Consider the following 13,890-nt stretch of genomic DNA (forward strand, 5'->3'; position numbering starts at 1 on the left):
TCGCCACACCTGATCGCCACTGTATATTTGAACCTCACAGTTGAGACTTGCGCATTCTGCTATTGGTTCGCTCACTTGCTGTGACATTAAGCATGCTCCTTTCGTTCGTCCGGCCAAGTAGATAGTCAGTCGTGACGTTGAAGTGATCAGCTATCGTAACCAGCATGACAATTCCCGGGCGTCGCTTTCGTGTTTCGAAATGGGACAACGCCATTCGTGAGATACCCAACCGTGCGGCCGTTTCATCTTGCGTCAGCTTGCTCTCGAACCGCAGCTCGTGAATCCGTTCGGCCAGGGTTTGTGCTGTGCGGCTCATGCTGCCGCCAGCTTTGCATGGAGAGTGTTGAGTCGCATTTTATACCGGCAATACTGTTTGTAAGCATGCGCCCTCAAGCTTTGCAGGCAATCCACCGTAGCTCGCTCCTCGAGTTGGAGGTAAAACATGCAGATGTTCCGCAACTGTTGTATGGTCAATTTCATAACCAGCACCTCAAAATTTAGTGTATAAAAATAACATTTACGTAAATTATATTTACTAACAAGGCATGACTAAAGAGCCGTTTGCGACACAAACGATACGAACAGTAGTTCCGTGTTGCGTAAATGATATTTACGCTCTATAATGGAAAAGAAAGTATTAGTCACATTTTGATCTCTGGTCGCTCCCCTGCAAGGTCGGGCCAAAGTTCATAAACGTCAACATTGAAATATCTTGATGCTTTAAACATGAGGGGAACAGATGGGGCCGCTTGTCCGTTCTCGAGCATTCGCAAGAACGTTTCTGTGACTCCCAGATCGGTAGCAACTCTTAGCTGAGTGCCCTTTCGCTGTCTCTCCTCCTTAAACCTAGGGCGGGGCTTACTTGGTTTTGTTTTGGACATCTTGGTAAACACCTCCTTTCAACGTATTTGAATCATAGCATGTAAATACAATTTACGCAACTGGCATTTAATCAAATTCTATTTACGCTAGAAAGAGTGTGGTCCTATAATGTCAATGACATTCGGTCAAAAGATAAAAGAACTCCGCGTCGCCCAGGGATGGGGACAAGAGCATCTTGCCAATAAAATGGGCATGGATCGTGCTAACATCTCCAATTACGAACGTGATGTAGTCAAGAATGTACCTGCTGATGTTCTAATGAAATTCGCAGACTTATTTAAAGTCTCTGCGGATTACCTTTTAGGCAAATCAGAAATCAAAGATTCTATAGATACTGAAACAGAGTTTATTGAGAAGTTAGAATTGTCGGATGACAGATTATTGAGGAATGTGACCCTTACATTGGATGGTGAAGAACTGACCAAAGACGAGGCCATGCATATCATTGCTTACCTCAGGACTGTTCGTCAGTTGAAGCAATCCTAGATTCCCTATAGTTTTCTAGCTCTTTGCGGATATCTTCAACTGATATCCCTATTTTTTTTATCAACTTTTCAATTGGGACGGTAAGTGATTTGTCCGCTGCTCCACTTGTCATGAAACCCCGCCTCTGTGCTGAATCGTGTATTTTCTAGTTAGTTTCCTTGATATACAAATCATACCATGGCACTAAAACAAGAACAAGCGTTCCTATTTTTGTTCAGGATAGGTGGGACCAAAAGCCCCACCTAATCAAATAATACAAAATCAGAATCAGTCTTCCAACTCAACTAATACCAATTTATAACCCAGTGCCTGAGCTAGTTTTTCAAGTGTGTCCAATCGAGGGCTAATAATAGAGTTCTCTATTCTGGTTACTGTGGGTTGTGTTAACCCTGAGACCTTAGCTAATTGCTCTTGAGTCCATTCAAGTTCTTTTCTTTTTTTAACTAAAGTAAGTATTAAATCATTTATTTCTTCTATTTTTTGAATATCATTAGCTGAAACTACTGAGCTTGAGCGTAAAAGTTCATCCTTAAAACTCTCCATTTGAACCCCACCTCCTGTAAAAAAACGCAAAAAAACAAGATCAACTTAGAAGTCAATTTATTAATAATATTCTTGGCACTATTTTATTAGTTTGATTTCCACCTGTTATGGTTGAAATAAGCTGTTTAAAGTAATCACGTTTGATTAAAATATTCCTTATTTGCTTCCACTCTATGCTGCTTCTAGATTTATTTGTTGACATTTGTTTTTGTGAAACTGAACTTTTATTTTTCGTTAGGATCAATTTAATTGATTGTTCTATTAAGAACTTTATTTTCTTCTCTCTTAATTCATCTTTAATCAGTATTTTAAAATAACCCTGCCATAACTTTAATGATGTCGTCATTTAGTTCACTTCTCCCTTTTAATTGAACTAACCTATGTACGCTTCAATGCTCCTATCCTAGTAGGAAGAAAAGGGGGAAATCCCCTTTTCTCAGACACCGAAGCAAGAGATCCATTTAAGTCTTTCTTCCTCCGCCAGAAGGAAGTTCTTTTGATCACTAATTTCAATTCTTTCGCAAACATGCAGATATATTATCTTATTATGCCAAATAAAGAAAAACGCAGAGTAAGGGCGAAGATCAGCTACCCAAATATGCTCACTTATCTGCTCGGTCAATCCCAGAACCCATGGCCCCCCCCTCTCAATAAAATCAATACGTTTGTAAATCCTTAATAAGTAGAACTTTCGAACCTTCTTTGCTGGCGGTAGAAAAAAAAGACGAAAGGGATCGCTGCGGCGGGCATGTTCTCCTAGTATTGAAGTGTACATTGGTCCATACTCCTCCTACAGCAATGAATATGTAGTTTTTCATGCGCGCACATGATACACTATGTATCATTAATTATATGCGTTTTCGTATATTTACGTCAATATGCATCTTTGTATATTTCGAACAAATTTATTATTCGTGTGATTTCCTCTGCACCGACTCCAGGACCTTCAATACTTTGTGTTATTGGTCCACAGAGTTACACCTATGTTAGTAGCGCCTCAGTTCGCAAAACTTCGCGATGAGCTTGTTATTGCTGCAATATAAATCATCGTTGCTTGCGACCTCGAATATTGTATGTATATGAACATCATAAAGCGCCGCTTGAAGCAGCCCGCTGCGGAGGCGGCGCTCAGGTTAGACTAATAGAAGAGCGTCGGACGAAATGTCTGACGCTCTTCTTCTATTTCCAGAAGTCATCCTCATATTTACGGTATCCAGCCTGTTGCAATCCCTGAATAATACGCCCTTTCGTGCTTTGGTTCGGCTTGCGTCCGCTTGCCGAACACACGGCCGTCGCTGTATTCTTGTCGATCCCGCAGATCTCCATCAGCTTCGCTTGTCCCCCGCGTCCGAATGTTTCATCTACCCATTCGCCTAACGGCGATCTTGGCTTCCCAAGTCCCAAATTAACCACCCTCCTGTAATGCAGGGTGGACTAGGACCTCCACATTTATACACCAATCGTGAATAAACGTGGAATTTTGTACAACCGTAGGTCCATAAGCTCTATCATCAACCGTCAGACGGGAGTGTGACGACATGTCAGACAAAGTTCGAAAGAAGCTGGAGGCGCGGCTGCGCGATGGCCGCGATGAGGATCTAAAGGAGGCGACCGTGGGGCTCAGTAGCGGCGTGCTGTCGGAGTTGGTGCGCGACGGCATGCGATTAATGCTCGGGATCCGGACCAAAATGACAACGGAAATCAAGGAACGCCCGCTGATCGTCCCGCCGCCCGACAGCCGTCCGACGCTGCCAGCGCGGCCGCAGCCGCTCGACATCATCCTGCAGCAAAAAGAAAAGACGGCCAGCCCGTCAAGGCCGACCGTCTTTAAACCGAAACTCTAACCGCCGAACACCGCCGGCGCGCCCCAGATCATCATCGCAATGCCTACCGCAATCGCTACAAATGGCATCCATCGTCCCTCCCTCCGCACTCGATACGGCTATTATGATCGGCGCCAGTGCCGCGCATACCGAGGAGGTCATGCTTATGTTTTACATCGTGTGGGGCTGCATCTTTATGGCCATCACGCTCACGATCGTTGCGAAGGGAGGTCGGCGGAAATGATATTCGGTTTCGGTTGCTGTCTCGTCGTCTGGGGTATTACGGATCTCATCAAGAAGGGGCGGAATGCGAAATGATCACCACGATCAACATCAGCGCGCGCTGTTATGACGGGCGCCGTACGAAAGTCATTATGGATTTGGGGCCGCAGCTGCCGCAGATCGAGATCCCGCAGGCGGACGCGCTGCGCATTAACCGGGTCCTCGCGCACCTCAAGCGCAACCATCGCGCATATACCGCAGCCGTCATGCTACTAGCCATTATGCTTGAGCCGTCCGGTGTGCTAGCCGCGTCCGTCAAGACGATGTCCGGCGGGCGGAACATTATCCTGCTGCTGCAGAAGGCATCGTTTTGGGTCGGGATGGGGATCACGATTTGGGGCATCGTCGAGGCACAGCTCGACTTTCCCGGCTGGAAGGGGAGGATCATCAAAGGTGTGCTCGGATACATCGGCATCCTGCTTGTGCCGCTCGTCTTCCTTGAGCTACAATGCAGCCTGCAGGTAAACGTCTGGGATCAGATCGAGCAGCACCAGCAGCAGATCGCGCCGCGGCTTGATCCGACATACATCCCGCCGACGAAAGGGTGACGGCCATGATTATCAACATCCGCCCGCGGATCTCCTCCGCTTATGGAGCGATCGACAGCGCGCATACGGCTCCGCATACAGGCGTTGACGTCGCCATCCCGGAAGGCACGGAGCTCCATGCCGTCGCTGACAGCGTCGTCAGCCGGATCGTCGAGGGAGCCGACCGGCTCGGCAATGGCGTCATGCTACACACGCCGGACGGCCACGACGTCATCTACGGCCACCTGTCGCGGATCTCCGTCCACCCCGGCCAGCACCTGCAGGCAGGCGATGTCATTGGGCTATCCGGCAACACCGGGCACAGCACAGGGACGCATCTGCATCTCGGGCTCATGGAGGACGGCCATTACATTGACCCGACGCCGCTGGTCGATGCTGCGCTCGGTACAGCGTTGCCCGCCGCCAAGGGCCACGGCGGCCCGCTCGGCGGACTGCAAAATGCGCTCGAAGGCTTCAACAACACGATGAGCGCGATCAGCCACGCATTCCGCGAGGTCGCCTACTGGCTCAACCCGGTCAACCTCTGGCGCGAACTCAGCGACGTGTTCGGTTCGGGCGCGCTCGATAACCCTTTGATAATCGCCACGATCGTCCTGATCATGATACTAATGGGCGGCGCCCGCTGGCCGAAGAAGTGGATCGCTTGGGGCTGGGTCGTTTTCTGGATTCTGAGGGGTATTGTGTTTGCGTGAAAGAAACGAAAAGGTCAGCGAGTTATACTCCCGCTGACCCGTACACTTAATCAACTATGAATGGCAGTTGCATAGTCGAATCCGAAATCCCAATAGTTATGTCCTTTGACTTTCCAATAAACGGTGTAGCCTGGAGGAACGTTGATAGCTTTGGCATATTCAGTGTTTCCAAAACCTGTATCTGCTACATTAACGGGGAAGCAGTATCCCGTTGTATTACAGTAATCAACTTCAATGTCATAGTTAACAGCTGGGTTCATTGGCATCACAAAGATATTTACAATGGTTGAAAATGTATAGGTGTTGGTATACTTCAGCCAATCAACATCATTCGTACTGTCGAGTTTTCCAACGTAGTCCATTCCAAGTGTTCTTGTGATGGCGTAGTCCTTAGAATCAGCCAAACCTGAGTACGCACTGACAGACTGAGATAGAAATACAGTAAGAATGACGGCGAATAAAAAGCTAAGTTTCATTTGACGTTTCACCACGATACCTCCAATTGTTTGAAATTCTCCCACAATACTACCAGCTCTATTGTTATTAATAAATAGGGATAATATACCATTTTACCAATCTATTAACTGAATGATGAGGTGATTCTTACATGATTACCGCGATCATCGGCAGCACTCTTTACCGTCTTCACGACAATGGTCAGGTCGACCGTGTTGAGCTCTATCCTATCGCACACCACTCGCAGCTGCCGGTGGTCGCGCCACTCCGTTGCGGCGAGGAGCAATCCAGCCCACCGCGGCCCTCCCGGCCGTTTTTCCGAAACAGGGTCGCCAGCATGCTCATCAAATCGGCGGGCGCCGCTGGCAGGTTCACGCGGCGTGTGACCAATGCTGTCGAGACAATCCCTTGGGATCGGTTCTACCGGAGGGAGCCGGACGATTTTGTCGTCTACGAGATCAACCCGACGCCATCGATTCGCAATAACCAGGCTTATGTGCTGGCCAAGGTCATGGCGAGCTTCTACCGCTCGCCGAAGGAGCGCCGCCGCTGGGGCAACCCGGCCGTGGGCGAGACGATCTGCACTGACCGCAGCCCCTATCGGTGTAATTTCCGGATCGTCATGCGCGCGGGCAGCGTCAACTTCTACCTGCTCTTGCCTCGCGACAAGGCGGGCGAGGTGCTCCGTAAGGCCGAAGCGATCTACGATGCCGGCATCACGATCCAGGAGATCGCCGGCGGGCTCCCGCGGCTTGACCCGGCCAAGGTATTTTGTACGGAGCTCTCCTATCGCCGGCATGACATCTTCTCCCTCGCAACCGACAAGGACAACAACTACCCACTGCCGTCGATGCTGACGGCCGTCCGGACTCTCGAGGGAGATGACGTCGCAATCTTCGATGCGCTGCTTGAGCCCTACGATCGGCGGGCGTGGATGCGCGAAGCCAAGGAAGCGCACGACCTGCTCGAAAAGGGATACGTGCCGGACGCCAGCCTGCAGCACAAGTTCCTGCGGCTGATCCACCAAGCGTTCGAGCGCGCTCGTTATGAGCTGTTGGAGCTAACACGGTTTACGAAGGAGCAAAAGGCCGCGCTCGCCGAATGGCGCCGCGAACAGAGCAGCTTCCGTGAGGCGGCACAAATCCGGGAGGAGATGACACCAGCCAGCAAACGCAAGCCGGGCGAGGACGTTCTGAAGGGTTGGCTACGGATCGCGGTGCAATCGGAGGATGCAGGCCGCCGCCGCGACGCCGCCTACACGATCGCCAACGCGTGGAAGGACATCAGCGGCAACAACGAGCTCGAGCGGTACGACGTGCCACCCAAGTGGACAGCCCGGTATCTCGACGCGATCGAAACGCGCCGCGGCTTCTCGATCCGGTTCCACCCGCTCAAGCTGAGCACCGATGAGGCAGGCAAGCTGCTGCAGCTCCCAGGTGACTCCCTCATCGAGGAGTTCCCGCAGATTCAGGCGCGTAAGGTCAAGGAGATCAGCCTGCCCGACGAGCTGACGCGCGAGAATGTTCGGTCAGTCCGTATCGGCTGGGTCACGGAGCGAGGCGTGCGTAAGCTGGCAAGACAGCCGCTGGAAGCTTACGATGGCGCATCTCTCGCCGCGGTATACGATGCCCTCTGTACGGCCGCATTCGGCCAGGGCAAACAAGGCAGCGGCAAGTCGGAGGGTTACGGGACGGTCTACGCTTACGACATGGTCATGGCCGGCTTCAGCATAATCTTGATCGACACCGCGGACGGCCAGATGCTTCGCAATTTCGTAGACTGCCTGCCCTCGGACTTTCCAGAAGAGAAGATCCACTGCCTGAATTTTGATAACAAGGCATGGCCAATCCCGACCGGCTGGGAAGACGTTTACGGGCGCGAGTTCTCAGCGGCCGCCGGTGACAGCGAGTTGGCAGCGCTCGAGATCAGTGAGAAGATCACCGCGCGCTTCCTTGGGTTCGTCAATAGCCTCGCGAAAGGCGAATTCACGGACCGGATGCAACAATATATCACCAGCTGCATGCGGGCGGTGACCGTCCGGCAGGGTTGGGCATACCTAGACCTTGAGTTGGCACTAACCTCCCCTGCCTATCGGGATGAACTTATGGACCTGCCGGAAGTGCAAGCCATGTCGGACGTGATGAGCGACTTGCGGGCGCTGCAGCAGAAGGCAGAGCGCGGCGCGGATGCTTCGGTCACCGAACCGATCCTTTCTCGCTTGAAGGCGCTCAGCAGCACCCAATTCCTCGCTAACCTTTTCTATCAGCCACCGAAGATGAGCGCCGACGGCAAGCCGGTCCTCGACCTGCGCCGGATCATGGATAACCCCGAAGGCGGATACGGGCACGTCGTCGTCATTCAAGCGAGCTTTGACGCCTGGCAGGAGGCTCAATCGACCATCCTGGGTTTCGTGGATGACAAAATCAATTTCAATGCATTCAGCCGGATCGACACGGAGCAGTCCGCTCGCCGGCCGGTGCTGAAGTGGATCGACGAGCCGCACAAGATCGTCGGGGCCATCGAGGACCGCGCATCCGGCACCGCAGTTGAGTTCCGCAAATACCGGGTCAAAAGCCTGTTCACCGGCCACTCCATCGACCAGATGGGCAAAGCGGCTAACGCCCTGCTGGACGGCGGCGCCTGCATCACCAGCTACAAGACCGAGCGAGAAAGCGAGCTTAAGCGGTTCGCGCATGCTTTTGCGCCGTACACCGACGCCAAGGCGCTGTATGCCTCCCTGCCGGATAAACACGTTGCGATCAACAAGGTTCGGCTGCCGAGCGGCAAGGATGCACCCGCCTTTATCGCAGAGATGGTGCCGCCGCCTCGACAGGTCAAAGACCGCAGCCACGTATGGCAAGCATGCGCTGAGCGGTACGGCAGGCCCTGGAAAGAGGTGCGCGATACGATACAGGTGAAGCGCGCGCGATATGCGCAGCTCGATACGGAATGGCAGGCGGAGAACGAGGAGGTAGCGGAGACACAGCGGAGCAGAAAGAAGAAAGCAAGGTGATAGCGTAATTTCGTATCTTGACGAAAAAGGCAGCCGATCGCTGACCGGCTGCCCACTCGTACTTAGGCACTTAATACTAGATTTATTTTAATAAATGAGCATCAAAAAGACCTACTGTAAATTGGGTTGCATGAGACTCGTTAGAGACTTTGAAGCCGATTTTTTGGGCTCCGCTAACATCAATGTTAAGATCAGCTGGGAATTCACCAGCTTTAACCGATCGCGTTGCTACAGAAACATCATCCAACATAACCGTGAAAGTTACTGTTTCCTTAGTAGCTTTACTATCGTCTGTAAAGCCTAACTTTGAGACGAACTTTTTATATTGGCCGTTAAGAGGAAACTCGAGTAGAGCTTCTTTTGCATCAGAAAAAATATAATTGGTACCGATTGTAATATAATTATTGTACGAGTTTCCTACAGTGTCTTTAACAATATCTCCTTCATTATAGGAATACTCGTAGGTGAAGTCTTTGCCATTTTCTTGCCAGTTCATATGCTGGAGGTTATCCCCGAAATACTTTGCAGTGGCTTCAGGTTGTTCCCCAATCCAGACAGTCGCTGTTTTCGAGTCCCATTTAACTTCTTCGCCAAGAGATTCCGCAACAAAGCGTAATGGAACAAATGTCGTCCCATTTAAAACGAATGGTTGTTCAGTAGGTGTTTTTGAAACTTTATTGATTTTTATGTCCTTCACATTGTAAAAAACCTCAATCATCTTACCGCCAGCAGCGTAAGCCGTAGCTCCTGTTACAACTGTTCCGATAAGTAACCCTGCTACTAGACCCTTCACTTTGTCTTTCATGATAGTTCTAACGACTCCTTTTATGTTGTATGTATATAAATCTTTTGACCTATTTTCGACAATGTCTATAATAAAACCTTTTTTCCTTCTTGTCACTTATTTTGTAACTATCTCCCTTGGTAATTTCAATTTGCCCTTTTCCTTGGCGCTCTTCGCGGGTATGCCCGACAAGCACGTCGCGATCAACAAGGTCCGGCTGCCAAGTGGCAAAGACGCGCCAGCGTTTATCGCTGAGATGGTCCCGCCGCCGAAGCATGTCAAGGATCGTAGTCACGTCTGGCAGGCATGCGCGGCTGGAATTGAGGAGACTATTGAGGCACAGAAGAGGAAGAAAAAAGCAAAATAAAAGGAGATAGTCGTCTAATAGCGCGAGGCAAATGATCAACCATTTTGTGTAATCTTTAAAAATATTACACTTTACTTACTGCAAATCTCGTAATATACTTTTATTGAATTACCAAATGTTAGGAGGAAATATTGTGAAGAAGAAGTCAGTAGTAAGTTTTTTTCTTGCGGTGATTGTCTTATTAATCGCCGCCGTACCAGCGTTCGCTGCAAACTCGTCTAGCATTACCGTAAGTACCTATCAGCATGCTATGACACCACTTCCTGTAGATGGTTTGGGACAATACGGAAAAATTACTCTTTCCGGGAATGGTGATGCGTCTTTATACGTTTATTACAATAAAGGTGACGGTGTTTGGAGACAATGGACAATCAATGATCCAGGAACGGGTTGGTTGTTCCTGAGTAGTACCGGTGGCTCAAAATACCTTGACTTTTATATGAACATAGGTTGGCAATATAAAGTTGAAGTATTTGCATCGAACTCTACTAGTGCGACAGGTACTATTAGAAACACACTGTAATATAAGATTCCCACTATAGAAAACTGCAAGGTGTGTCTTCACATCATGCAGTTTTTTCATTTACTGTTCAAAAACATTTTCTTAGAAACGTTTTTTTGCAATATTTATGGAGTGACTAAATTCCCAAAACGGGCATATAATATACGAACAAACATTCGTAAAGGTGTGCCGATATGGAATTCACTCCGCCCGATCATAGCCCCTTCCTCCCGCCGGAATACATAATCGATCTGGTAAAGGAGCATCTCTTGCTCCACGTTCAGCTGTTGATCCTCGAACACGATATGAAGGTGCTGCAGCGCAATGCGGATTTGAGGATGGGAACGATCTACGTTCGGAAACACCAGCAGATGATCGATTCAACACTGCGTCAACTTAACTTAAATAAGCGGACGCTAAACGAGAAACCCGGATTAATTAAAATCGTCGAGATGAAGATAACCAAGGGCAAGGCACAGTGCTGGTACCTCTACAACAAATACGAGTACGACATGATGCTGCTTGGTGCTTATATGAGGGCCGACATCATGATACGGATCGCGCAGATGATGAGCGTGGATTTGACGCAACCGTGTGCGGATGACATCGAGGAAGATCGTGGGGAAAGTACAATCACGTTGTAAGCTTGCAAAAGGCCCGCGGCCGCACTCCTGATTGTGGGCAGCCGCGAGCTTTTTTTGTTTTTAATACTGTCCGTCAATCTGGAATTTAACCGATGCATAATTTGTTATATCATCTGTCGTTATCATTGTAGTGGTCTTGGTGTCACCTTTCACCAGATCGCTAGTAGAGCCATTAGCCGTACCCAATCGCTTGCCGTTACTGTCATAGAACACTGCGGAGAACAGGACGCCAGACACATCTTTGTCGTTGCTGTTTGTGATATTCACGGTAATTTCGTACATATCCAAAGCGTTTTTCCTAGCTTCAAGCTGAGTAAAGACGAAGCCGCTAGCTTTGAACGTTCCTGCCGCTGCCTGTGCAGCTTGGCCTTTAGACGTCACGGATACGACAGACGACTTTGAGTCATACCCCACTTCCGCTCCAAGCAATTCCGCAGCAGCGCGTAACGGTATGTAGGTTGTCCCGTTAATGACCTTCGGTTCAGCCGTAGATACCTGACCATTCACCACCAAGGTCAGCTTGTTGGCAGCGTACGCACCAGCAATGGCCGATACTGCCATCAGCGACACGATCCCGATCGAGATCAAGACTTTCTTTTTCACGCGACGAATCTCCCCTTTGCAAAATAGGAACACAGGAAAATATTATCATTGCCCCTGCGAGCTATTTGTCGATGTCTGTCGGGAGAAACAAAAAAAACGTCGGCATCAGCCAGCAATAGGTTCAGCACAAAACTAACCATCAGGAAGTATGTCCTATTAAATTGAACTCAAAGAGATGTCATAATTAATTCGTGTAAATAAATGGATTAAGTGGAGGGGTAACCATGGAGAAAGAATCCAACATAATTTCCCGTCGTGAAGCACTAGGGGTGATCGGTACTGTCGGTGCAGGAATAGCTGGCGCTGTTTTATGGCCGGCTAAGGTTTTTGGCGAAGTTGAAACAATTCCCCCCACAGTGGAAAGCGTTGCTCAAACGACTTCGACTTTTGACGAAATTCGAAAAGGATATTATTACATATCCGCTCCATCCTCTACAGAAACAGACTCAACCTCAAGAATACAAGGTGTTATTGATGATGCTATTTTGAATGGAGGTGGCACCATTTTTTTTCAGCCTGGTGTTTACAAACTTTCAATAAACATCAATAACTTTTATAAGTCAGACTATGATGTATCGCAGAATGATGGCAGGTTGAGTTATGCTGCCATAAGAATAAAAACTGATAAACCACTGTCTTTAGTAATGTATGGAGCTACTTTTTCCATTATAATTGGTAAACGAACGGAGAACTCAGCATACGGAGCTTTTTTATTAGATGGCGCTAAAAATGTTCATCTAGTTGGTGGATCCATAATTTCAAATCGAACGCCAACAAAAGATGATGGTCATCACATGTCACATCCAGGTGTAATTTTGTTTGGTACTGAAAATTGTTCCGTCACAGGTATGACTTTGAAGTTTATGTCACAGGGAATCAGTAGTTTCAGATCGAAAACATCACATATTAGCAGCTGTATTATCGAGGACTGTAGAGCATCGGGTGTTATTCTCTTTGTTTGCGAAAATAACAAGGTTGAATTATGCACTATCAATAATTGTGCCGATGGTCAATTGTCATTGTTTGGGGGAGGGTCTAATAATCTAGTTACGAATTGCAGAGTCACTTACACCGGTACAAGCAGTGCACAAGGAATTACCGTTGAAAAAGAGCGCAATTCACAGGTAAGTAACTCGACCGTATTAGGTCATTATTATGGAATCGACATTAAAAATGGGGCTAGTAACTGTGTTATCGGGCCGAATAACCGATGCTATAATAATAACATTAACATCGCAATCAGACCTGGCGATGATAATGGTAACGGTACAAAACCATCCAATAACATTAGTATTATTAACAACAATGCAACTGAACCGACAGGACAGGCAAGCAGTGCTTGTATTTTAGTTTCTGCGGGGACTGGCCATATAATAAGTGGAAATATAGTGGGCAGAGATAAATATTTATACGAGTCTACAGCCACTAACAAAGATAAGGATATTACGATCGAAGCAGCTATTAACATTTATGGTAAGGAAGCTGTGACAAAGGATATCACTGTCATTAATAATATATTTCAAATGGAAATAGATACCGAACAGATTGATGTCCCAAAAAGAATAACAAAAGGTAAGTCCTTAAATGCCAATGAATTCGTTTCTAATTTGGTGATTGAAGGTAATCGCTTCTTGGGTTCATTTAATACTACAACAACAGGGACACCAACAAGTGGCATATATCTTAAGTGTTCGCAATTCAAGATAATTAATAATTCATTTGAAGGCTATGTACAAAAAGATAACGAATATTTAGCAATTGTGTATAAAAATGAATCACTTGTCGAGCACTACCCTTCTCCGGCTACATTGAAAAATAAAGCCATAATAACTAATAACACTTTTAATACCCCAGCTAATTCATGTATTTCTCTTTCCAAAGCGTATAACGTAAGCATCGAAGGAAATCAATTTTATGGCGGAGGTCAAAATCGCCACATTATTTACTTGAATACTTGCAAAGTCATAAGAGTTAAAAATAATGAAGTTTATCATGCTCTTGGTACTGTGACGTGGAGCGTGAGATTTGTATCCATCGCTGATTCAGGGGATATAACCAAACGATTTGTATATATTTCTGACAACCTGGTTGTATCCGAAAGTACCAGCACGGACACTGGAAAGAACATTATTAATGATGTTACTGAACCAGGAGATTCTATAAACACTATTATTAGACTAAATCAAACATAGCCAAATGACGAACCCCTTCTCTTAGATAGGGGTTCGTTTATTATTGGATGCCTCTATCGATAAGGAGACAATT

Annotated in this window: 17 protein-coding genes; 8 read left to right on the forward strand and 9 right to left on the reverse strand. The window is 47.7% G+C overall.

Features of this window, described 5'->3' with window-relative positions; genetic code table 11:
* Positions 1-34: 34 nt before the first annotated feature.
* Positions 35-316 carry a helix-turn-helix domain-containing protein gene (locus ACFFSY_RS29330; RefSeq protein ID WP_377500904.1) on the reverse strand — a complete coding sequence of 94 codons (282 nt, stop codon included), beginning with the start codon at positions 314-316 and terminating at the stop codon, positions 35-37.
* 325 nt (positions 317-641) lie between these two features.
* A complete protein-coding gene (locus ACFFSY_RS29335) occupies positions 642-881 on the reverse strand; it encodes a helix-turn-helix transcriptional regulator (protein ID WP_377500906.1) in 240 nt (79 codons plus the stop codon).
* A gap of 109 nt (positions 882-990) precedes the next feature.
* On the opposite strand from ACFFSY_RS29335, the gene ACFFSY_RS29340 reads away from it, so the two are divergent.
* A complete protein-coding gene (locus tag ACFFSY_RS29340) occupies positions 991-1,368 on the forward strand; it encodes a helix-turn-helix domain-containing protein (RefSeq protein WP_377500908.1) in 378 nt (125 codons plus the stop codon).
* Positions 1,369-1,635: 267 nt separating this feature from the next.
* Here ACFFSY_RS29340 and ACFFSY_RS29345 read toward each other — a convergent pair whose 3' ends face one another.
* From ACFFSY_RS29345 to ACFFSY_RS29360, 4 genes are all read right to left on the reverse strand, one after another.
* Positions 1,636-1,911, reverse strand: coding sequence for a helix-turn-helix domain-containing protein (locus tag ACFFSY_RS29345; RefSeq protein ID WP_377500910.1), 276 nt, complete (start codon positions 1,909-1,911; stop codon positions 1,636-1,638).
* 52 nt (positions 1,912-1,963) lie between these two features.
* On the reverse strand, positions 1,964-2,257 hold the full coding sequence (locus tag ACFFSY_RS29350; RefSeq protein WP_377500912.1) for a hypothetical protein: 294 nt from the start codon (positions 2,255-2,257) through the stop codon (positions 1,964-1,966).
* 90 nt (positions 2,258-2,347) lie between these two features.
* Positions 2,348-2,686 (reverse strand): hypothetical protein, encoded by a 339-nt coding sequence (locus ACFFSY_RS29355; protein WP_377500914.1) that lies wholly within the window; start codon positions 2,684-2,686, stop codon positions 2,348-2,350.
* A gap of 404 nt (positions 2,687-3,090) precedes the next feature.
* Positions 3,091-3,315, reverse strand: coding sequence for a hypothetical protein (locus tag ACFFSY_RS29360; RefSeq protein ID WP_377500916.1), 225 nt, complete (start codon positions 3,313-3,315; stop codon positions 3,091-3,093).
* A 134-nt stretch (positions 3,316-3,449) separates the two neighbouring features.
* Between ACFFSY_RS29360 and ACFFSY_RS29365 the strand changes: the two genes are divergently transcribed.
* From ACFFSY_RS29365 to ACFFSY_RS29375, 3 genes are all read left to right on the forward strand, one after another.
* Positions 3,450-3,755, forward strand: coding sequence for a hypothetical protein (locus ACFFSY_RS29365; RefSeq protein WP_377500918.1), 306 nt, complete (start codon positions 3,450-3,452; stop codon positions 3,753-3,755).
* Between the two features lie 293 nt (positions 3,756-4,048).
* Positions 4,049-4,564: a hypothetical protein gene (locus ACFFSY_RS29370; RefSeq protein WP_377500920.1), complete on the forward strand. Its 516-nt coding sequence runs from the start codon at positions 4,049-4,051 to the stop codon at positions 4,562-4,564.
* 5 nt (positions 4,565-4,569) lie between these two features.
* Positions 4,570-5,256, forward strand: coding sequence for a M23 family metallopeptidase (locus tag ACFFSY_RS29375; RefSeq protein ID WP_377500922.1), 687 nt, complete (start codon positions 4,570-4,572; stop codon positions 5,254-5,256).
* A gap of 50 nt (positions 5,257-5,306) precedes the next feature.
* Here the strand turns inward: ACFFSY_RS29375 and ACFFSY_RS29380 are convergent, their stop codons facing one another.
* Positions 5,307-5,744: a hypothetical protein gene (locus ACFFSY_RS29380; protein ID WP_377500924.1), complete on the reverse strand. Its 438-nt coding sequence runs from the start codon at positions 5,742-5,744 to the stop codon at positions 5,307-5,309.
* Between the two features lie 119 nt (positions 5,745-5,863).
* On the opposite strand from ACFFSY_RS29380, the gene ACFFSY_RS29385 reads away from it, so the two are divergent.
* Positions 5,864-8,725: a type IV secretory system conjugative DNA transfer family protein gene (locus ACFFSY_RS29385; protein WP_377500926.1), complete on the forward strand. Its 2,862-nt coding sequence runs from the start codon at positions 5,864-5,866 to the stop codon at positions 8,723-8,725.
* 82 nt (positions 8,726-8,807) lie between these two features.
* On the opposite strand, the gene ACFFSY_RS29390 is transcribed toward ACFFSY_RS29385, so the two are convergent.
* Positions 8,808-9,530 (reverse strand): stalk domain-containing protein, encoded by a 723-nt coding sequence (locus ACFFSY_RS29390; protein ID WP_377500928.1) that lies wholly within the window; start codon positions 9,528-9,530, stop codon positions 8,808-8,810.
* A 479-nt stretch (positions 9,531-10,009) separates the two neighbouring features.
* Here ACFFSY_RS29390 and ACFFSY_RS29395 point away from each other — a divergent pair, with 479 nt between their 5' ends.
* On the forward strand, positions 10,010-10,399 hold the full coding sequence (locus tag ACFFSY_RS29395) for a hypothetical protein (protein WP_377500929.1): 390 nt from the start codon (positions 10,010-10,012) through the stop codon (positions 10,397-10,399).
* A 173-nt stretch (positions 10,400-10,572) separates the two neighbouring features.
* Positions 10,573-11,022, forward strand: a complete 450-nt coding sequence (locus tag ACFFSY_RS29400) for a YhjD family protein (RefSeq protein ID WP_377500931.1) — start codon at positions 10,573-10,575, stop codon at positions 11,020-11,022.
* Positions 11,023-11,082: 60 nt separating this feature from the next.
* On the opposite strand, the gene ACFFSY_RS29405 is transcribed toward ACFFSY_RS29400, so the two are convergent.
* Positions 11,083-11,625 (reverse strand): stalk domain-containing protein, encoded by a 543-nt coding sequence (locus ACFFSY_RS29405; RefSeq protein ID WP_377500932.1) that lies wholly within the window; start codon positions 11,623-11,625, stop codon positions 11,083-11,085.
* Positions 11,626-11,849: 224 nt separating this feature from the next.
* On the opposite strand from ACFFSY_RS29405, the gene ACFFSY_RS29410 reads away from it, so the two are divergent.
* On the forward strand, positions 11,850-13,817 hold the full coding sequence (locus ACFFSY_RS29410) for a right-handed parallel beta-helix repeat-containing protein (protein ID WP_377500934.1): 1,968 nt from the start codon (positions 11,850-11,852) through the stop codon (positions 13,815-13,817).
* Positions 13,818-13,890 lie beyond the last annotated feature (73 nt).

Origin of the sequence: Paenibacillus aurantiacus, from assembly GCF_042431225.1 — a bacterium.
Classification (GTDB): Bacteria; Bacillota; Bacilli; order Paenibacillales; family Paenibacillaceae; genus Paenibacillus_Z; species Paenibacillus_Z aurantiacus.